24 protein-coding genes are annotated in these 19,583 nt (G+C 56.4%); 7 read left to right on the forward strand and 17 right to left on the reverse strand.

The window, feature by feature from the left end:
- Nucleotides 1-388: 388 nt before the first annotated feature.
- On the reverse strand, nucleotides 389-1,450 hold the full coding sequence (locus tag PV433_RS12170) for a M42 family peptidase (protein WP_332072407.1): 1,062 nt from the start codon (nucleotides 1,448-1,450) through the stop codon (nucleotides 389-391).
- Nucleotides 1,451-1,599: 149 nt separating this feature from the next.
- Between PV433_RS12170 and PV433_RS12175 the strand changes: the two genes are divergently transcribed.
- From PV433_RS12175 to PV433_RS12190, 4 genes are all read left to right on the forward strand, one after another.
- Entirely contained in the window at nucleotides 1,600-1,920 is a 321-nt protein-coding gene (locus PV433_RS12175; protein WP_332072408.1) for a hypothetical protein, read from the forward strand.
- 194 nt (nucleotides 1,921-2,114) lie between these two features.
- Nucleotides 2,115-2,591 carry an Hsp20/alpha crystallin family protein gene (locus PV433_RS12180; protein WP_332072409.1) on the forward strand — a complete coding sequence of 159 codons (477 nt, stop codon included), beginning with the start codon at nucleotides 2,115-2,117 and terminating at the stop codon, nucleotides 2,589-2,591.
- 15 nt (nucleotides 2,592-2,606) lie between these two features.
- Entirely contained in the window at nucleotides 2,607-2,804 is a 198-nt protein-coding gene (locus PV433_RS12185) for a hypothetical protein (protein ID WP_332072410.1), read from the forward strand.
- Between the two features lie 24 nt (nucleotides 2,805-2,828).
- Nucleotides 2,829-3,143, forward strand: coding sequence for a hypothetical protein (locus PV433_RS12190; RefSeq protein ID WP_332072411.1), 315 nt, complete (start codon nucleotides 2,829-2,831; stop codon nucleotides 3,141-3,143).
- Nucleotides 3,144-3,174: 31 nt separating this feature from the next.
- Here the strand turns inward: PV433_RS12190 and PV433_RS12195 are convergent, their stop codons facing one another.
- The 4 genes from PV433_RS12195 to PV433_RS12210 all read right to left on the reverse strand — a co-directional run bounded on the left by PV433_RS12195 (nucleotide 3,175) and on the right by PV433_RS12210 (nucleotide 5,087).
- Nucleotides 3,175-3,393 (reverse strand): double zinc ribbon domain-containing protein, encoded by a 219-nt coding sequence (locus PV433_RS12195; RefSeq protein ID WP_332072413.1) that lies wholly within the window; start codon nucleotides 3,391-3,393, stop codon nucleotides 3,175-3,177.
- Between the two features lie 600 nt (nucleotides 3,394-3,993).
- Nucleotides 3,994-4,500: an Hsp20/alpha crystallin family protein gene (locus PV433_RS12200; protein ID WP_332072414.1), complete on the reverse strand. Its 507-nt coding sequence runs from the start codon at nucleotides 4,498-4,500 to the stop codon at nucleotides 3,994-3,996.
- A gap of 45 nt (nucleotides 4,501-4,545) precedes the next feature.
- Nucleotides 4,546-4,809: a hypothetical protein gene (locus PV433_RS12205; protein WP_332072416.1), complete on the reverse strand. Its 264-nt coding sequence runs from the start codon at nucleotides 4,807-4,809 to the stop codon at nucleotides 4,546-4,548.
- Between the two features lie 20 nt (nucleotides 4,810-4,829).
- Nucleotides 4,830-5,087: a hypothetical protein gene (locus PV433_RS12210; RefSeq protein ID WP_332072417.1), complete on the reverse strand. Its 258-nt coding sequence runs from the start codon at nucleotides 5,085-5,087 to the stop codon at nucleotides 4,830-4,832.
- A 162-nt stretch (nucleotides 5,088-5,249) separates the two neighbouring features.
- On the opposite strand from PV433_RS12210, the gene PV433_RS12215 reads away from it, so the two are divergent.
- Together PV433_RS12215 and PV433_RS12220 are read left to right on the forward strand one after the other, a co-directional pair.
- Nucleotides 5,250-5,705 (forward strand): hypothetical protein, encoded by a 456-nt coding sequence (locus PV433_RS12215; RefSeq protein ID WP_332072418.1) that lies wholly within the window; start codon nucleotides 5,250-5,252, stop codon nucleotides 5,703-5,705.
- Nucleotides 5,706-5,845: 140 nt separating this feature from the next.
- The gene (locus PV433_RS12220) at nucleotides 5,846-6,109 is read left to right on the forward strand and encodes a hypothetical protein (protein ID WP_332072419.1); all 264 of its coding nucleotides are present in this window, start codon (nucleotides 5,846-5,848) and stop codon (nucleotides 6,107-6,109) included.
- 110 nt (nucleotides 6,110-6,219) lie between these two features.
- Here the strand turns inward: PV433_RS12220 and tatA are convergent, their stop codons facing one another.
- From tatA to PV433_RS12245, 5 genes are all read right to left on the reverse strand, one after another.
- Entirely contained in the window at nucleotides 6,220-6,426 is a 207-nt protein-coding gene (gene tatA / locus PV433_RS12225) for a twin-arginine translocase TatA/TatE family subunit (RefSeq protein ID WP_332072420.1), read from the reverse strand.
- Nucleotides 6,427-6,519: 93 nt separating this feature from the next.
- Nucleotides 6,520-7,545 (reverse strand): Gfo/Idh/MocA family protein, encoded by a 1,026-nt coding sequence (locus PV433_RS12230; RefSeq protein WP_332072421.1) that lies wholly within the window; start codon nucleotides 7,543-7,545, stop codon nucleotides 6,520-6,522.
- A gap of 35 nt (nucleotides 7,546-7,580) precedes the next feature.
- Nucleotides 7,581-8,285: a PIG-L deacetylase family protein gene (locus tag PV433_RS12235; RefSeq protein WP_190926619.1), complete on the reverse strand. Its 705-nt coding sequence runs from the start codon at nucleotides 8,283-8,285 to the stop codon at nucleotides 7,581-7,583.
- A 43-nt stretch (nucleotides 8,286-8,328) separates the two neighbouring features.
- Nucleotides 8,329-9,279 carry a glucosamine-6-phosphate isomerase gene (locus PV433_RS12240; protein ID WP_332072422.1) on the reverse strand — a complete coding sequence of 317 codons (951 nt, stop codon included), beginning with the start codon at nucleotides 9,277-9,279 and terminating at the stop codon, nucleotides 8,329-8,331.
- Between the two features lie 21 nt (nucleotides 9,280-9,300).
- Complete coding sequence (locus PV433_RS12245) at nucleotides 9,301-10,113, reverse strand: sugar phosphate isomerase/epimerase family protein (protein ID WP_332072423.1); 813 nt, start codon at nucleotides 10,111-10,113, stop codon at nucleotides 9,301-9,303.
- A 228-nt stretch (nucleotides 10,114-10,341) separates the two neighbouring features.
- On the opposite strand from PV433_RS12245, the gene PV433_RS12250 reads away from it, so the two are divergent.
- On the forward strand, nucleotides 10,342-11,235 hold the full coding sequence (locus PV433_RS12250; protein ID WP_332072424.1) for an AraC family transcriptional regulator: 894 nt from the start codon (nucleotides 10,342-10,344) through the stop codon (nucleotides 11,233-11,235).
- A gap of 28 nt (nucleotides 11,236-11,263) precedes the next feature.
- Here the strand turns inward: PV433_RS12250 and PV433_RS12255 are convergent, their stop codons facing one another.
- From PV433_RS12255 to PV433_RS12285, 7 genes are read right to left on the reverse strand one after another with little or no spacing between them, the layout of a single operon-like run.
- Nucleotides 11,264-12,274, reverse strand: a complete 1,011-nt coding sequence (locus PV433_RS12255; RefSeq protein WP_332072425.1) for a Gfo/Idh/MocA family protein — start codon at nucleotides 12,272-12,274, stop codon at nucleotides 11,264-11,266.
- A gap of 44 nt (nucleotides 12,275-12,318) precedes the next feature.
- On the reverse strand, nucleotides 12,319-13,245 hold the full coding sequence (locus PV433_RS12260; RefSeq protein ID WP_190926612.1) for a carbohydrate ABC transporter permease: 927 nt from the start codon (nucleotides 13,243-13,245) through the stop codon (nucleotides 12,319-12,321).
- A gap of 9 nt (nucleotides 13,246-13,254) precedes the next feature.
- Entirely contained in the window at nucleotides 13,255-14,157 is a 903-nt protein-coding gene (locus tag PV433_RS12265; RefSeq protein WP_332072426.1) for a carbohydrate ABC transporter permease, read from the reverse strand.
- 1 nt (nucleotide 14,158) lies between these two features.
- Nucleotides 14,159-16,387, reverse strand: a complete 2,229-nt coding sequence (locus PV433_RS12270; RefSeq protein WP_332072427.1) for a DUF5696 domain-containing protein — start codon at nucleotides 16,385-16,387, stop codon at nucleotides 14,159-14,161.
- On the reverse strand, nucleotides 16,380-17,144 hold the full coding sequence (locus PV433_RS12275; protein ID WP_332072428.1) for a Yip1 family protein: 765 nt from the start codon (nucleotides 17,142-17,144) through the stop codon (nucleotides 16,380-16,382). Before PV433_RS12275 ends, PV433_RS12270 begins: the two co-directional genes overlap by 8 nt.
- On the reverse strand, nucleotides 17,119-18,657 hold the full coding sequence (locus PV433_RS12280) for a hypothetical protein (RefSeq protein ID WP_332072429.1): 1,539 nt from the start codon (nucleotides 18,655-18,657) through the stop codon (nucleotides 17,119-17,121). Before PV433_RS12280 ends, PV433_RS12275 begins: the two co-directional genes overlap by 26 nt.
- A 44-nt stretch (nucleotides 18,658-18,701) precedes the next feature.
- The gene (locus PV433_RS12285) at nucleotides 18,702-19,580 is read right to left on the reverse strand and encodes a carbohydrate ABC transporter permease (protein ID WP_332072430.1); all 879 of its coding nucleotides are present in this window, start codon (nucleotides 19,578-19,580) and stop codon (nucleotides 18,702-18,704) included.
- Nucleotides 19,581-19,583 lie beyond the last annotated feature (3 nt).

A 19,583-nucleotide genomic window follows, 5' to 3' on the forward strand; every position in this document is an offset into this window, starting at 1 on the left:
AGAGAAACAGCGATATGTGCAGGGAGAACATCGCCCGATTTATTTAATGGCATTAAATGAATTCTTAAGCGGGGTCTATCCCAGACAGAGAAACGCTTCAATGGAAAGAAGCGGTATATGGGGTTTGAACGGTCGCGGTTGACTTTAATAGGGCTCAGGCGAACTTTATTATGACGCAACTATTCTCTTCCTCGATTCATCGGTTTGTGTTGATGGGGAGAAGAGTCGCAGATCGTAATTAATGTGATTAATTAATTCACTTCCCAAGTCGCAGCAGCCGGATCGATCTGCTTCGTTTCCGGTTCCCTCTTCCCCCGCGGACTGACACCTGCTTATATCTGCGAGAAAACCCCGCATGCCTGTTGCGGGCAGTGCGGGGCTTCCGGTGTTACAGCTCGTCGTGGATCGGGTTCAAATTTTCGCTTCCGGTCAAATGATCGATCATATCGACCAGCAGCTCGATCTCCTGCTCGATGTCCCGCAAACTGGCCGTTTCCACAGGAGCGTGCATATAACGGAGCGGCAGCGAGACAAGCGCGATCGGAACGCCCCGGCCTGTCGTACGAATCATATCGGCGTCGGTGCCGGTTTTGCGTGGCGTCAGCTCGTATTGCAGCCGCATGCCCAACCGCTGCGCGCTAAGTTCGAGCAGACGGTTAACTTTCCGGTTGATCGGCGCTCCCTTGGCAAGCACTGGCCCACCGTCCAGCTCGATGATCTCATGCTTGGACGTCGCTCCCGGGTAATCGGTGGCGAACGTAACGTCGACCGCAATCGCCATCGTCGGAGCAACCCCGGCACCGGCGAAATACGCCCCTCCCATATTCGTCTCCTCGTTGACCGTGCTGGCCGCATACACTCCGACCTTCGCCCCCCGTCCGGCAACGCGCCTAAGCGTCTCTGCGGCGATAAACGCCCCCGTGCGGTTATCGAGTCCCCGCCCGCTCAGCCTGTCGTTAAGCAGCAGCTCCGGCTCCCGCTTGTACACGCACAGATCGCCCACCTGCACCAAAGCGGCAACCTCCTCCTTGCTCGCCGCTCCGCAGTCGATGCACAAATCGGAGAATTCAAATTCTTCCTTCAGCCCGCCATGATGCTGGGCGTTCGCCCCGATTACCCCGGTAAGCCGGCCTCCGTAGCCCAATATATCCACCTTCATGCCGACCGCGAGCTTTGGGCTGATTCCTCCCAAGGCGTCGAAGTAAATAAACCCTTTCTCGTCAATCCGGCTGACGATCAGCCCGATCTCGTCGCAGTGTCCGGCGATCAGCACTTTGAACTCCGCCTCCGGGTTCAGAACGGCAATCGCATTGCCCGCCATATCTGTCCGGATTTCCTGCGCATATGGTCTTACGTAATCCATCCATTTCCGCTGTATCTCCCATTCCTGACCGGAGGGGGACGGAGTCGACAGCAAGTCCAGCAAAAACTGCTTGGCCTCAGCCTTCATACGGGAACCTTCCTTTCTTCATTCGCTTGCAATTGATCCAATTTTAACAGAATCGGAAGGTTCCGTTCCACTGTACCGATCCGGCCGATCAATTTGTTCGGTCGCCTGCTGGATTCCACCACGCCGCATCTGGTAAGATATAGCTAAATGTGAAAACAAAAGGTCGTGAACAGCTTATGGGCGTCAGGTTCAATCGCGAATACCGCGACATCGTACGGGATTTGGGACATGCTCTCGGACAAATTGACAATTGCTACGAATCGTTTGCTATGGAGCGGGCGGACTGGGAGGAACTCGATCGCGAGGAGCAGATCGAATATATGTGTACGCTGGCCGACGATATTTTCTACGGGCTCGGGGCCGAGCCTACAATCGAGATCGGCGAAGGTAAAGTACAGTACGATTCCGTCAACCACGTGATCCGGATATGGACGGACGCGCAGGTCGTGCACTTGGTGAAACTCGTATAACCGCTGCCGTTCGAACAAAGCCGGGAGACGCTCGTTGCGTGCTTCCGGTTTTGTTTTTTGTCCCCCAAACCATACGGAATCCGCTGAAGATAATCGGACCGAGGGCGAGACCGTTCTCCGACGTCATGGGATCGCCGCTTTGCTCATACGATAATAAAAGAGTACGAACCGGCCCATGCTGAAAGGAGGCTGCCGTGAGCGAAATCCCCCGCCAATTTTGGAAAAAGCTTCGTTCCCAAGCCGACCGGACGTTGGGCGATCAATTTTGGCAAGATATATCCGGACTGATTCCTACGCAGCAACCGCGCACGGACGTCTACCTGACGGCGGACCGGCTCTTCGTCATCGTCGAGCTTCCGGGCTGCAAGGCGGATGCCGTCAAATTGTCGTTTTACAAAAACTCGCTCCATATCCGGGGAGACCTTTCTTGTCCGTATCCGGTGGAGGAAGACGAGCTGATCGTAGCCGAACGGTTTTTCGGGCCGTTTCACCGCAAGGTCGAGCTTCCTCCCGGCATATCCGGAACCGGTATGAAAGCCCGTATACGCGACGGACTGCTGACCGTCGAATTTCTTCGGAAGCTTGAGGCCGACTCTCCGGTCGATATCGCTATCGATCCGGCGGATCTTGCAGATTCAGACAACGAGCCGAGCAACGATGCTTCGGATTAAGGGAGGGAAAACCGAATGGTACGCATCCGATTCGAATCGATCCGGATCGACGAGTTGACCGACAGCTCGTCGGTTAATACCGGAATCAATGTAATTATCGGGAGAACGAGCCGGGAGGAAGGCAGCGAAAGTATGGGCTCGTTTGACGGAACCCGCAATCAGGCGCATGGCGGCATACATATTCAGAAGAAACGTCCGCAGCGATCCTCATAACAGGGCGATGGGAGGCTCGAGATCATGGCCGCTTCGTTGTTTTCCCCGAACTTCGTGATCGGGCATATCGAGATCGGCAGCGTGGAAGGCGCATCCTGCGTCAATATGGGCAATAACTTTCCGTCCCATTTTCAAAGCAACAAAAAGCATAACCAAGGGTTCGGCGACGTAACCGGAAACAACAACAGGTTGTCCGGAATCCGCTCGGCGCTGGACGATTCGGATTTTATGGACTGGTTGTCCGGCGAAGAAGCCAAGGAGATTCCCGAGCCGATTCGCCGCTGGTTTACCGATCTCGTGCGCGAATCGGCCGGGCAAGCCGACCTTGTCGCCAAATAAGGCTGAACCGCAGGAAGTTCATGCCGGCTGGCTACAGCAATCCCGATTCTCTAAATACGGTCGGCGATCCGCAATCCGAGCAAAACGCCGCATCCTGGCGATTCACCTTCGAGCAGCCCTTGTGCAAAGGGCTTTTCTTTTTGGTGCAGCGATTCATCAGAGGTGCGCCGCAGCGTACGCAATACTTGTCGGCTTTCTCAGGCTGATGTCCGCAGCGGACGCACGGGTCCCTCTCTTTCTCTTCCGCCATGTCCCCCGCCTCCGCTTCCGTGATCCGATTCAACATCCTCGGGATATCGTATGCGGAAGGCGGTCACATGCGCATCAGGAGCCGGGACAGACGAACCCAAATTTCACCTTCGGAACGTTGCTTCGTATGTTTCGAAGCGTAATTTCGATCCGGTGCTTCGTAGTGTTGTTGCCAACCATTGCTTCTTCTAACTGCTGCCATGAACCGCGTTTCGAACAACTTAATGCACAGGCTACCTCTAACCCTAAGAGTCTCTGGCGAGGCTGTCGATACATTGTGTAGAAGTGTTAGCAGGCCGTTCCAAGTGAAAAGTTACCTTCTTCTACCCAAACAGGTTGTCCGGAATCCCTTGAATAAATAAGGATTGAAAGGTAGGGGATTCCAGACAAAACTCGCCAAAAGGTAATCTTTTCCTTTTTCACTAGGTTGTCTAACCGAGTTCGATACCTATATCGCGGACAAAACTTATCCACCCTACCGCGGTATGGGGCTCATGCTCATCATGTCCTCCAACAAAAACAAACTGCCGGGGGATTCCGGCAGCTCGCGGGTGGACCGTTCAGATTTCAGTTTCGCCCGCCCCGTCTCCAGCCGATTCGGTCAGCTGTCACCCATAAACCGGACCGGAATCTCTCTGACGGGCGATTCCGACTCTTTCGGCAGCGTCACCTCCAAAATCTGTTCCTTGCAGATCGCCTTGGCTCCATCGAGCCTTACCGGCACGGGGAGCTTGATCGTTCTTGCCTCTCCTCCGGGCAACCCGGCCAGCCGGAGCTCGTAAGCTGTGCCGAACACCCGGACGTCCCGCGAGGCCGGACCTCCGGACAGCTTCACTCTGACGATGACGGCGCGATGCGTCTCGAATACGTTGCAAGCGACAGCCGTCTGCCGGGTAGGCGCGGCGGAAGGCTTGAAGTTCGCCGCAGCGGAGTCAGGCACCGCTTCCGCCAGGATGCCTTTCACGTACCGGTCGACCCAGGGAATCGTCCCGGATGCGCCGTTCCACGTTTCTTTCCACCCGCCTTCGCCGAAAAAACGGTTCTGAAAGTCGTCCCAGTCAAACGGAGCGCGTCCGGCCGGGGCTTCCTCTTCGTTCGAACGGCGCATATTCATCCCCCCCTTCCGCTCTCAGACGCCGCCGGGAGACCCTGGCTAGCACGCTTTCGCCACCTGCTGCCCGCTTAAGACGACGTCCCGGTCGTCGATCGGCGTGTCGATCATATCGTTATCATAGATCACATTGATGTTGCCCGTAATTTCATGATGATCGCCGGATATGCCCGTAATGCTGGCATTCGTTTTACTGTGGGAGCTCCACGCGTACTGCAGGTTCGTGCCGATAAACACGCCCGAGTTCGTTTCCATCGCATTCACGACGATCCGGTCGAACTGTACGAGAAACTTCGTATCGAGCATGGCCTCCGCCCGCCTCCTCCTTACGATTGAATGCTGCCCCCGCCTTCCTTCTCGAATCCGTCGAAAATAAGCGTATCGAGGAAATCGTTATCCGACAGCAGGTTCAAGTTGCCCGAGAAATTGCCGCCGCCTCCGAAGCCGTTCTTAATCGAGCCTATCGACATCTGGTTTTTATTGTGCGAATCCCAGCCGGGGGCCGCATTTTCGCCGACGAAGATGGCGCCGTTCGTCTCTTGAGCGTTCACATAGATCCCGTTAAAGATAATCGTTCCCGGCATGCCGTTCCCTCCATTCCGTCGTAATAAACCATATATATGACCGGTCTTTGTTGTCCTATTCGTGCTCGCGGCAAAGCGCAAGCATCGTTTCCAGGGTCAGCCCATATACTGTTAAAGACAAGTTGTTAAAATCCCGTACACAAAGGACAAAGGACAATGGCCATGTTCAAATGGTTTGCGCAGCGCGGTAAACCGGCGCCGGACCCCCGGGGAAGTGCGGATCATGAGCTGGCCCGGCTGGAACGACAAATCGAACGGCTTGAACAGACAGTCCGGTCGCTGGCCAACGAAACGAGAAAACAAAATATTGTCGTGCGCCAGCTGAACGTTCATCACCCCGTCGTGGAAAATGTAACGTTCCGGCTCGACGCCCTGGATATCGAGGAACTGAGCGGTTCACTGAATCTCGGCAACAACTTCGACGTCCAATTCGATCCGCAATCGCTGTTTCGGGGCAAAGAGGCGGGAAAGCAGACACCGCCGCAAACTCCCGATTCCGTGAACACCCCGGACGCTCCAAAAAAACGCGCCGGACGACCGGATCGCGAAAACAACCCGGCGGGCGCAGACGGCTTCCGCCGAACGTCCTCGGGTTATTCGTACAAAGCTCCGCAGTGAGATTCGGCCCCATGCGATCATTCGCCCAACCCGCGCTCCCTATTCCCGCGTAAGCTGTAGCTGACCACACATCCGGAGACTCCGGACGAAAGGAGCGGGCAGCGATTCCCCAATCAGCGATCATCTTTAAGGAAATCCGGGTGAATGAGATGGGACCGAACAGCGGCGTCTTTATCGGCAACAACCGGGCGCCGCTCTGGGGCTCGTTCAGCAAGCAGCAGACCGCCTTCAGCAGCGGCAGCGGCAAAGCGACCGGGAACCGGACATACTTCTGGGACCGCGACCGGGTCGACTTCGTCGCCATCGGTCCGTTCAAAACGCAAAAAAAGCGCACGAAGAAAAGCCGGACGCTTCTCCGCAAAGGCGGGAACGTCCGGTCCAAGTCCAAATCTTCCAGATTATAGGTCATGATAACGGTTTCAAACAAATCCGCCAGAACATTCCGTTTGACACGGGCCGGATGCACATCCAAACATTTCCCGTCGTCCGGTCATCTCCCGGCTTCAACAAACCGTCAGTTTACCTGCTTGCGCTCGGCTTTCTTGCTGTCGTCGGCGTTCTCTTGCTCGGCGTCTGCGATCATCTGGCGGCTGCCTTTGCGGAATTCCCGCATCGTATCCCCGATCGCGCGTCCCAATTGGGGAAGCTTCGATGGTCCGAACAGAAGCAATGCGATCAAGACGATAAGAACGATCCCTGTCCAACCAATATTGAATGGCATGCGATTCCCCTCCTTTCTCTTTACGATAACAGACAACCCGGTCCGGAGCAATCCCCGGCCGGGCTATTTTTGCGATTTTTCGCGAATTTACATCTACGCAATATTTACCAGCGATCCGCCCTCCCGGGCAGAGCGCGCTTCCGCTTCGGCGATCGCCAGCGACGCGAGCGTCTCCTCCGGCTTGGCTCTCACAATCGGCCGGTCATGCAGCACCGCATCGGCAAAATATTTAATTTCCCGGTAATAGCCGGGCTCGTCGGGTAACTGCGGCACAATTGCTTTGCCGTCCCCAGGATTGTCGCGAAGCACGCGCTTCTCGTAAACAAGATTGCCGCGCTCGAAATTAACGCGGAACGACATCTCAAAGCCGAATTCTCCGGCCAGCGTTCGGTCGCTCTGCGAACTGACCACCTTCCGGTCGGGATAGACGTACTGGGTGGAAATAATATCGAACGAGCTGCCCGGCAGTACGTCGAGCGCCAACGTCGATACCGAATCCGGCTTACCGAACAGCCAGTTCACCATATCGATATCGTGGATATGAAGGTCATACAGCCCGCCGCCGCTCGTCTCCGTGCGCACCATCCAATCGTTGTGCGTCCATTGCGGCGGATTCCCGCCGCGGAAAAAATGAGCGGACAGCACTTTGCCGTAACGGCCGCTGTCTACCGTCTCCTTCAAATATTCATACTCGGGCCAGAAACGCAACACTTGGGCGACCATCAGCTTTTTGCCGCTCCGCTCCGCCGCTTCCAGCATCCGCCTTCCTTCTGCGGTACTCAGCGCCATCGGCTTCTCGCACAGCACGTGCAGTCCCCGCTCCATCGCTTGCACCGTCATATCCGCATGAAGGTAGCTCGGCATCGCGATGTCGACGATATCCAGCTCCTCCTCCTCGAGCATGCGGCTGTAGTCCGTGTAATGGCGGCTGGCGGACAAAGCGAGGTTGCTCTCGTCGACCTGAATGTTGCCCCCAGCGAAAATGCCTCGAAACTTGTCCTCGTCCGTATCGCAGATCGCCGTCACCCGGATCGGATAGCCTTCCTGCTCCAGGCGCCGGTAATTCGTCAGATGCGCCCGCCCCATAAATCCGAGGCCGACCAAGCCCACTTTCAACATACGTTTCTCTCCCCACATTAAATGATGACCCCGGATCAGACCGGGAACCGGACCGCGTTCGGCCTCGTCCATACGAGATGCTGAACGAACCCTTCCGCATACGTGCAGCCCGCCTGGATGCCCCTTGTCTTCCCAAGAGTCGTAACGAAATCGACGATATCGACGTTATCGTGCTCCTTCAGCCAGACGAGCTGGCTTTGGTGCTTGCGCAGCATCTCCAGCTTCGTCTCCATATGGCCGGTAACGTCGACGTAAAAGGTCGGTTCGAAGCCGAGACCGGATAAATTGTCCATGTAATACAGTCCCGGCACTTTGTCCGCGGCCGGATGATTTGTCTTGAACCAGGGCAATGTAGCAAAAAACGTCGCATGAAACACAAGCTGGCTCACCGCGATATGATCGGGCATATAATCGTTCGGCGCATGCGTAATGACGATATCGGGGCGCGCATACCGGACCAGATCGATGAAAATCATCCGGTTTTCCTGGCTTTCCGCGATCAGCTCGCCGTCCCCGAAGCCAAGCGACAATACTTCGCTGCCGATTACCGCTCCAGCCTCCTGCGCTTCCGCACGACGTATGACGGTCAGCTCCTCGGGCGGGATCGTATAATGTCCCTTGTCTCCTTTGCAGGCGTGGCAAATTACGATATGGTGGCCGTCTTCCTTCAGCTTGGAGAGCGTTCCTGCGCAGGAAATCTCGATATCGTCCGGATGGGCGCCTACTGCCAATATGTTCATTCGGTTTACTCCTCTCGTTCCTCAGACCGGCCTGTCAGCCGGATCAATTCAATTCCGGCACAAGTGGTCCTGCCAGATCGTTCAGGAAAAACAGCTTGCCCGGCAAAGTCGGCATATAACTCGACGGCACCCACGGGTCCGGTCCGTATTTCAGCGTCGTCAGCAGCGACATGCCCTGCCACATCATTCCGCGCCCGAGCAGACCGTCTGCGCCGCCGATCGCATAATCCGCCTGCAAAAACAAGCCCGGACCGATCGTATTGGCGTAACAAGGAACAAGCGTCGTGCGGCTTTTGAAGCTTGTGATCGCGTTCTGCTCGATCGTCAGCGGATGCAGCTTGGCGGCGATCCGGTGCGTATCGGCGCGCCAAAACGACTCGGATTCGTATTCTTCGGCGAAGTGCGGCTCCCAGAAAGCGATATGGAATACGCGGCCGATCCCGTACACGACGGCGAGCTTGGCGCCTTCGCTTCTCAGCTTCGCGATCTTCTCCGCGTACAGCGGCAAGTTTTCCTTGGTTGCGAAATTGCGCTGGTTTTCCGGTACCGTAAGCTCGCCGAGCGGATGGTAGAAGCTGTTTTCCATCGCGTACTGGAACGCGCCGGGGTTCGTCGGGGGCAGCGTGTTGCCCTCCGCGTCGCTCCATTCGTCCATATTGAACCCGTAGACGTGCGAAGCGCTTACGTTCCAGGCTTTCAGGAAGTAGATCGTCCATTTGTACATCCCCATCGGTCCGACCGGCAGGATCAGCGACAGCTTCTCTCCGCGGTCGCGCGTTTGCTTGATCAGCAGGGCGATCTCATGGCCCATGTACGTGTCGAACTGCTCCAGGCTAGCGCACGGTACCGGCTCGAAAGACGCGTTCCAGTGCGCTTCCCGCGCAAGCGCTTCCTGCCGCGGCGATCCGGCGCAGCGGTCGATTTTCTCCAGATCCCAGCCTGCCGGGAAAAATTGTTCCATCAGAGAACCCTTTAATGTCGTAAACAGATTCATATCCGATCTCCTCCCGGCTGATCAGGCCAGCCACGCCTTTAATTGATCGACTGTCGCCCGGATATCCCGGGCTTGCTCCTCGCCGGCTATTTCCCGCTCGATAATCAGCTCCCCGTCGTACCCGATCGAACGAAGCTTGGTCAGCAGAGCCGGGAAATTGACTTTGCCCGTACCGACCAGCACCTCTTTGCCGAGCAAGTCTCCGTTTGTCGGGTACATCCCGTCCTTGACGTGGACATTGCGGACATAAGCGCCGATCACGTCAAGCGCGTCGACGGGGTTACCTTTCCCGTACAGGATCAGGTTGGCGGGGTCGAGGTTAATGCCCAGATTGGAAGTGCCGACACGCTCGATCGTCCGCAGCAGCACAACGGGCGTTTCCTGACCGGTCTCGAACCAGAAGCCGATGCCGAGCTTTTCGCAATAAACGGCCACTTCGCGGATCGCGTCCAAGACGCCTTCGTAGTTCGGATCGGTGACGTTTTCCGGGATGAAGCCGCAATGCGTGACGAGCGCCGGAGCGCCGATCCGTTTGGCGAAATCGGCCCAGCCTTTGAGCGTTTGCACCCGTTCCTCCCGGTATGCCTCAGGAACGAGCCCTAACGTAACGGGTCCTTCCGTAAAGTTCCATTTGCCCGGACCGGCCACCCAGCCCCACATCGCACAAATTCTCACGCCGTGCTTCTCGGACTCGCGGACGACCTGATCGGCGATCTCCGTCGTACACAGTTCCGGATTCCATCCGATCAGCTGGCAGACGTTCAGCCCGAATTGGCTGACATGCTCGAAGCAATTGCCGTTGTTTTTCAAAATATTGACGACGCCGATTTCCATCGTGATGCGCCTCCGTTTCTTGTCGTAGTTTCAACGTAATCATACCTTGGAATCCGACAGCCATCTTTAGACGATGGAGCTTCTTTTTTGCACAAGGTTTTGTACAATCATTCGATTCATTTGCACTTTCTTCCGGCTCGCAATCATTTTTGCAATGGAAGAGGAAATTGCCGATAAATGTGGAAATGAAGAAAAAAAACGTTTTCAGCGGAAGGGGCCATTTCGCCGATGCGATTCCCGCGTTACGAAATCCGAGAAGAACTACACATTCGCAAGTTGATCTCGTGCTACTATTTCGAACTGTCCAAAAACTACAAATATGCCGGCGAGAAGCATGATTTCTGGGAAATATTTTACGTCGACAAAGGGGAGATCGAGCTGGATACGGACTCCGGCCACTTCTGTCTGAAGCAGGGCGATCTGCTCTTTCACGAGCCTGACGAATTTCACAGCCCGCGCAGCAACGGTAAAGTATCCCCCAACGTGTTCGTCGTGACGTTCGAATGCGATTCCGAGCCGATGTCGTTTTTTTTGCGGAACAAAATGTTTCATCTGACCGATAAGGAACGGTTCGTACTCGCCCAGTTGATCGAGGAAGGGTGGAATTCGTTCGGCCCGAATCCGACGGGCAGCGGACGCATCCTGACTCCCCGCGAGAACGCCCCCTTCGGAAGCGAGCAGCTGTTCAAAGTGCATCTCGAGACGCTGCTCATCCACCTGATCCGCTCCGGCCACGCCGACAAGGAGCTCCCGGCTGCTCCCGTTCCGCGCGAGAAGCAGGAAATCGGGATGGCCGACAAAATCATCACTTACATGAACGAGCATATCGGCGAAAATTTGACGCTGGATCATCTGTGTAACCATTTTGCGATCGGACGGACGCAAATCAGCATCCTGTTCAAAAAACGGGTCGGCTGCGGCGTCATGGAATATTTGAACCAGCTCAAGATCGACCGGGCGAAAATGTATATCCGCGAGGATGTTTACAATTTGACGGAAATTTCCGAGCTGCTCGGCTACAGCAGCGTCCACTATTTTTCCCGGCATTTCAAGAAGTCGACCGATATGACGCCTTCCGAATATGCCAAGACGCTGTCCGGGGGATATCGGATTATCAAGTAAACCGGCTCACCCCGGGACAGCGCCCCCGTTACATCAAAATAATTTCCCGATGACTTCGCTGCGACTCGTAAGATCCAAGGATAATTCCTAGCGATCGTTTGCCGTCGTGTCCCGTTACGACGGGCGGCCGGTCTTCCCGTATGGCGAGCGCCATATCGCGGATTTGAACGGCATGTCCGTCCGGCACGACGGAGAACGGCTCGAAAGCGGGAATGTGCACCGTTTCCCCGATCACATCCAGCGCCGTAATCTCGTCGCCGGTCAGCTCTATCGTCCCTTTGTCCCCGTGAATGACGATCCGGTGGTCCGGCTGCTTGAAGGCCGTCGTCGTCGCTTCGATCGAACCGAGCGCCCCGTTCTTGAACTGCATCGAGACGACGGCCGTATCCTCCACTTCGATATCGCGCAGCACGTTCCGGGCGTAGCCGTGCAGCGTCTCGACCGGCCCGGCCAGCCATTGCAGCAGATCGATCGTATGAATGCCCTGATTCATCATCGCCCCGCCGCCGTCCATCGCCCACGTCCCCCTCCATCCGGCGCTGTCGTAATAGGCCTGGTCCCGGTAAAACTTGACATAGCCGCTACATAGGCTCAGCCGTCCAAGCTTGCCTTCATCGAGCAGCTTCTTGACGAACTGCGAAGCCGGCGACATGCGCCTGGGAAAGATCGTCGCCAGCTTGACGCCCATCACCTCGCAAGCTTCGATCATCCGGTCGGCATCCGATAGCGAGATCGCCATCGGTTTCTCGACGACGACATGTTTGCCCGCCTCCGCCGCCTCGATCGTCTGTTCGGCATGCATGCCGCTCGGCGTGCACAAGCAGACCGCCTCCACGTCCGGGTCGGCGAGCAGCTTGCCGTAATCGGTATACGCTTTAACCCCGTATTTGCTGCCGTATTCCGCCGCCCGGCTCTCGTTTGTGTCGCAAATGGCAGCCAATTCCGCTTCGGGAGCCCGCTCGATCCCGATAAAATGGCTGAACGAAATGCCTCCGCAGCCGACGACGGCAAATTTCACCTTGCCTCTCTCCATACCCATCGTTTAACCCTCGATTCTAAGATTCATTTGAATGTCTTCATTCCCTATTCCACCAGACCGGTCCGCTCGACCCCTTCGACAAACCACCGCTGGGCGATCATGTAGACGATCAGCGGCGGCATAATGATCAGAAAGCTGGCCGCCATCCGGATCGTTTCGTTCAGATCGAAGCTGCCGCCCTCGGCATCCGGGTACAGTCCCGTCAATACTTTGTTCAGGCTGTACAAGCTGAGCGACAGCGGCATATCGTTGCCCCCGAGCATCATCCCGGTGATGAACGTCTCGTTCCAATGCCAGACGAAGGAAAACAGGAATACGACGACGATCGCCGGCTTCGCCAGCGGGATCATCACCCGCCAGTACACCCGGAACGGTCCGGCGCCGTCGATCAGCGCGGCATCCTCCAGCTCTTTGGGCAGCGTCATGAAAAACTGACGGAATATAATGACGAACAGCGCTCCCCGGATGCCGTGCCCGAGCAGGGCGGGCAAGATAATGCCCCAATGGGTGCCGAGCAGTCCCAAATTTTTGAACAGGACGTACAGCGGAATAATCAGCGTTTGCGGTGGGATCAGGAAGCTGAAAATAAGCAGCGCGAACAAAATATTTTTGCCCGGAAACTTCAGTCTGGCGAACGCATAACCGGCGAGCGAGCAAAATAACACTTGCCCGATCGCCGAGCTGCCGGACAAAAGCAGCGAGTTTTTGAGCGCTTCGGGAAATTTCAGCCCCTCCCACGCCAGTCTCAGATTGCTCCATTCGAACGATGTCGGCACCCACCGGATCGTCGGATCGAGCAGATCGGCCGTCGTCTTGAACATCGTCGACAGCATATACAGAAACGGCGTCAAATACATCAGCGCGATGTCCAGCAGAACGAGATACAAGATGACGAGCACGATCATTCCTTTCCGTTCCCGGTCGCCGAGCAGCAAGGTGCGCGCCCGGTCCGCCCAATGTCTCCCTATCATGGCGCTCCCCTACCTTTCCCCGGAATAATGAACGAATCTGCGCGACAGCCCCAGCACCACCAGCAGCAGGGCGAACACGACGGAGAAATAAATCCAGCCTTGCGCGCTGGCGTAGCCGTAGCCGAGATTAGGCGCGGACATATTCGTAACGATCATGTTCAGCACCGGATTGAGCAGAGGCACCGTGAACATGTCGACGACCGTATAGATGACGTTAAGCAGGATGAACGGAGTCAGCGCGGGAAGCGTAATTTTCCAGAACATCTCCCAGGCCGTCGCCCCGTCGATCAGCGACGCTTCGTACACACTGGAGCCGATCGTCTGCAAGCCGGCCAGGTAGATCAGAATTTGCACGCCCGAGTACCAGAGAATGACGACGAACAAATTCAGCACGGTTAAGATCGGGTCGGCCCAAAAGGTCGGCACGTTGGCCGAGACGAAGCCGGCGATATCGTATTTGTTCAGCATGTCGAGACTTCCGGCCTTCTGGTTGAATATTTCCGATAACACCTGTCCCGTGCTGAAGATGACCGGAAGGAAAAAGATCGCGCGGAACGACATCCGGCCGCGAAACTTCATATTCAGCAAAATCGCCACGAACAAGGAAAACAGGACGATAATCGGGATGACGAGCATCGTATTTTTGACGATATTGATCAGTGCCGTGACGAACGTATTGTCCGACAAAAAAGCGTATGAGTAGTTCTCCCAGCCCTTGTATTCGAACTTCATCCCGTCTCCCGTAAAACGGACTTTCTGAAAGCTCATGTACAGGGAAAATCCGAGCGGGAACAGGACGAACAATCCAAGCCCGACGAGCCACGGGATGAGAAACAGATAGCCGGATATCGCCTGCTGCGTCTCGATCGAAAGCCGGGAACGTTTGTTGCGCGTTGCTGCTGCCGGTAACATCTTATCCCCCCAAGCCGCTGTAGACGGCAAAGTTTTGAGCCGGCACGCTGACGCCTTTGCCGGCATACGGCGTGTCGTTGTAATTGACGACGATGGAAGTCCCGTTCTCATAACGGGTTTCGAAGACACCTGGCGCCAGCTCCCGGTGATCTGTAATAAAGACGCTGCGAACCGGACCTAACGCTTCGTTCCACCTTTTGTATTCGGTTGCGATCGTTTCTTTCCATTCGTCATACTTGCTGCTGAGGATAAACTCGCCCGACGTCTTGCGCAAGGTTACCGGATCTTCATAAGTCAGCAAATATTGCGGAAGCGCGCCGAATTCGATCGAGCGCAGCCGTTCGGACGTCCCCGTCTCCCGCATATTGCCCCAGCCCCCGGAATAATCGACCAGACCGTGGATCGCGACCGGCAGAAACGGGACGGACTTCGTCGCAACGAGATCGTAGCTCGCTCCGAGCGGAAGCCTCTGGATGAAGTCGGTATGGCCCAGCAAATAACCGCTGCCTTCCGACGTGCCGGCCGAACCGAGCCGCTCCTTGGCCAGCGCCAGCAGCTTCCGGTAATCCGCCGCCGCATCGGCCCGGGAGGCGCGGTGGCTCGCGCGATAGTCGGAATAGACGCTCTCCAGACCGGTAAATGATAGTCCGTCGATGCCGAGCGCTTCGTACTTCCCGACCTGTTCGCCGAACAGCCGGAGCGCGACGGCTGCAGGGTTCACATATTCGTTCTCGCCCAGCCATTTGCTGAACGGGGCCTTGTTGTTAATGTCTTTCATCGCATCGCGCGAGACGACGAAGCTGTCGTTTTGCCGCGAGCGGGTATAGTCCGCCTGCAAATAGACACGGTCGCCCAGCCGCTGCGCTTCCCGGATGAAGGCGGTCAAGCCTTGATTGCCGCCCAGCTCTTTCTCCGCAGGCGATACTTCGGGAAGAACGCTCCGGTCTCCGCCCGCCGACCAGCCGGCGTACAGTACGTGGATCGGGCCGATTCCCGCCCTGTGCAGCCCTTGTAAAATGTCGCCGCCTTGACTGAACGTAGTGGCAGGGACGAATCTCGGCGAGAACAGCCCTTTCTCTTCTGCGCCTCCGTACAAGGTCAGCAGCAGCGGCAACGCTTCGGAAACCGGCTTGATCCGGTTCATCCCTTCGGTTTCCATCAGATAGCTGCGATAATCCGCAGCCATTCCGGCATAATCCGCCTGGTCGCCCGATTGGAAATAATACCGGATGCGCCTGTTGTCGGCGGTCCTCGTCTTCTCGACCGTCTTGTAGCCTGCCCCGAGCTTGCTCGTCTGGCGGAAATACTCGTTCCTGTACACGAACTGCGGGGCGATCCAATGGTAGGACGTATACAATCCCGCAGGAGTGGCGTGTACGGTCGACGTGTATTCCCCCTCTTCGACGATCGCGACGAACGAATGCGAATCCCGCTTCATCCCGAACGCCGGGAAGATCGAATTCGATCCCGGCTGGCCCGGGATCGCCCGGTCGCTGCCATACAACTTGGCGGATACGCGGGAGAGCAGCTGATGCTCCTCCTTCATCGGGACGATGGCGCCCATCTCCAGCGGCACGAGCATATAGCCGTCCTGTTCGATGTCGCCTTTCTGCGCCGCGCCAAAAAACGGGAACGGCCAGATCGACACGACCTGTTTGGCCGTCTTCTCGACGATGCCGCTATCCGGAATCGTTACCTCCACGTAGTCGTCCTTTAAGCGGATTTCGGTCTTGAATTCGATGCCCAGCGTCTGCAAGTCAAACGTAATATTCGCACCGCCGGCCGCCGGCTCGACCGTCGTTTTCGTTTTGGCGTCGCTCAGATTGGCGGTCTGGATCAGGACGCCGGTCGTTTGCTTCGAGCTGTCCGCATAATCCAGCAAAAACGGCGAATCGGCGTTGCTCTTCCAGATCCCCCTCAAGTCCGGCTCCTTGGACGTATCGGGGTCGCTCTGCCAGACGAAGCGTCCGCCCGGCTTGTCGAACACCCGGATATGCCCGGCATCGTTTACGTGAAGTTCCAGCTTGCTGTTCTCCGCGACTTTCCGGTAGCTGGCAGGCTCGTATTCCATCCTTGCGAAGGAAGCGGGATTCGCCGCAGTCGCCGCAGTCGCCGGCTCGCCCCCGCTATCCGGCGCCGCCGGGCCGAACGGCACGCCAAACACTACGATATATATGGCGACAACCAGCACTGCGGCTATAAGCAAACCCGTCGCAGCACGTCTAACCACGGTACGACACCTCCTTCACAATCTGGGAGACGAAGTCGTACAGCTGGAACGTAAGTCCTGCCAGAATAAACAGCAGAATCCAGATGGCGATCATAAACAGCACGGACAGGATGACATTAAGCACCGTCTCCCCGATGTCGTAATTATGGATTTCTTTTGCCATGACGAAAAATAAGAATAGCGTCCAACACACCATCGCCACATTGCCGAAATCGTATACGACCCTCTCGTTCAGCGTTAAAATGTTGGACAAAATCGCGAGCGGCAAAGAGAGGAGCAGAAACGGCATCAGCGCATAAGCGCTGCCGACGAACACCTCGGTCCAGCGGCCCTGGCCTTTCATAATCGAGCCGATCAAATAATTGGCGAACACCCAGGTAACCCACGGCAGAAGCGATTGCAGCAGCAGCGTAAGCGGGTTCACCATATCGTCGCCTGACGGGTTAAACAAATAAGAAGTCGCCAGCTGCGACAGCACATGTACCGAGTAGCCGGCCGCCAGCAGCAGCACCGCCGCCCACATGCTGCCTTCGGGACGATAGCGGATTTCCCAGAACACTTCGAAAGGGTGCTTCAGCACCCGGAACGATTGCTTGAGCTGATAGCCGACATCCCTGGCCAGCTGCGCCCAGAAACCGGACGATAGCAGGTCCGGTGTGTAACCCGATGCTCCGAACAGGGCAACGGACGGTATACGGAACGGAAGTCTTCTCCGCTTCGCTTCGTTGTCGTTAAGCTGCAGATTCAATGCGTTCACCGTCCTTCCTTCGGGCCCGTTTCGTTTTCAGCTTCCATCCGGCGAATGCGATCAGCAGAACGACTGCCCCGATAGCCGCCATTTGCGTAAAATGCCGCTGCATCCAGAGCAGCCGCAGCTGCCAGAACGCGTCGGAATATCCTCCGGTATCGCCGCCTTCGCGGAACGCCCGCATCGCCTCGGCATATTCTCCGTTTTTGTAATACGATTTGGCCAGACCGAGATGCGCCCTGACGTATTTACTGTTCAGATGCAGCACTTCCCGCCACGGGCCTGCGCTTTCGTCATAATGCCCCTGCAGGTGCAGATCCGTCGCCTTCTGGACGAGCGCTCCGAATTCGGTACGCTTGAACGTCTGGATCATATGGGCCGTCCGGTCCAGCACGTATAGCGTTCCCGCCGAGTCGACCGCCAGCGCGGACGGATATTGGAACAGCCCGAGCTTGCCGTAGCCTTCGTCCTTGCTGCCGAATGCAAACATCAGCTCTCCCGCCGAGTTGTATTGGAACAACAAGCCGAACAACGCGTCGACGGCGGTCATGTTGCCGAGAGAATCGACCGCTACGTCGGTGAATTGCTTTTGCTGGCCGGCCAGCAACCGTCTGACGCCGTAGTTTTGCTCGCCGAGCAGATCTTTGCCGTCGTAGTTCAGCTTTTTGATTTGCCCTCTCGTCACCTTCATCGAGGTCGTGTACAACAGGCCGTCCGGGCCTGCCGTGACGTTGGAGACGGTGCCGGGCAGCTTGAGCAGCTCCTTTTGCATTTGCTCCTTCGTAAAAAATACGCGTTTCAGCGCGTCGGACATTTGGAAATCAACCTTGTTCGCGCCGAAAAATCCTTCAAACGCTCCGTCCTGATCAAGCAGCAGCAATCCCTGATATCCGTTGCGCGTCGCGACATACATATATCCCCGTTCGTCGACGACGAGCTTGGTAGGCTCGAACACGAAATCCGGCGGGATCATGGGAGCTTGCGGCCTGCCGATGGAACGAAGGAAGCCGCCTGTCTCGTCGAACACGGCGATTCGCTTATTTTTCGTATCCGCGACGTAAATCGTCCCGTCCGGACTGACGAACACGCCGCCCGGCTCGTTCAGCTTGCCCGCCCCTTCCGGCTGGATGACGCGTCGGGTCTCGCCCCGCAAGTCCATCTGCACGATCCGGTTATTTCCCGTATCGGCTACGAACAGCCGGTCTTTGGCATCGATGAACAAATCTTCGGGATTTTTCAATCCGCCGTGAAAAAACGTCTCCGGCACATAGGCCGGCTGAACCGGGATTTCCCGGCCGCTCAAGTCGTATATAAACGTTCCGTACGGTACTTCGGCACGCGCGCTTGCGCCGCTCCCCAATCCGCAGACAACTAGCGCGAGCAGCGCAAGCAAGCAACTGTTGCGAACTAATGCACACGCTTTTTGGCGTCGAGAGCTTGCCGGCTTTGACAAGTTATTCGCCAAACAGAGCGGCAATTTCGCAAAAGTTAGCAAGCTTCGTCTGACCAACTTCCCACTCATCGCTCTTTCCATCCCCTTTCCTGTATTCACGCTGCCTGTGCCGGTCATTTCAGTCCGGAGTGCGCCATCGTCGAGATGACCTTGCGCTGGAGGAAGAGGAACAGCACGAAGCTCGGAACGAACATAAGTAGTCCGGCCGCCGCAGCCACTCCTTGACGGGCTACGTTATTGGCGAGTCCGCTCGTCAGCGAGCTGACATAAAACGGCAATGTTTTCATCGTCTCGTCCTCGATATACAGCGTCGACGTCTCCATATTGCCCCACGACGACTGGAACAGCAAAATGCCCGCCGTCGCCACCGCCGGCATGCACAGCGGCAGGATGATCCGGCCGAACAAAACAAACTCGCTCGCTCCTTCCATCCGCGCAGCCTCCAGCAGCTCATCCGGCAACAAATCGATAAATTGCTTGAACAGAAACACGATGACCGGCAGTGCAATCACCGGCAAAATATGCGCCCAATACGTGTTCATAATGCCCAGCGTGCTGATCACATAATATCGCGGTATTTGCACCGTCTCCGGCGCGAACATCAGGGAGACGATAATCACCGAGAACATCCACTTTTTGCCGATAAACTGATGTTTGGACAAAGCGTACGCGCACATCGCGCAAAGAAGAGCTCCGAGAAAAATCGTAGCCAGGGAGACGATCACCCCGTTGAAAATATAACGGCTGACAGGTACGATTGCCGTTTTGGTGACAAGGAGCAGGTCGTAAAAATTATCAAGCGTCGGCTGCCTCGCCAGAAAGGTCGGCGGGTACAAAAACAGCTCGTGATACGGCTTCAGCGCGTGATTGAACAAATACACCATCGGCAGCAGCATAAAGACGGCCAGCAGCGTAAGCAGCGCCGTCAGCACCCACTGGAATGCGGAAGTCCGATGCAACCTCCGGCGCCTTCGGAACGGAATCATCGCCATATG

Source organism: Paenibacillus sp. GYB004 (assembly GCF_036577605.1).
In the GTDB taxonomy this organism is placed as follows: Bacteria; Bacillota; Bacilli; order Paenibacillales; family NBRC-103111; genus Paenibacillus_AB; species Paenibacillus_AB oceani.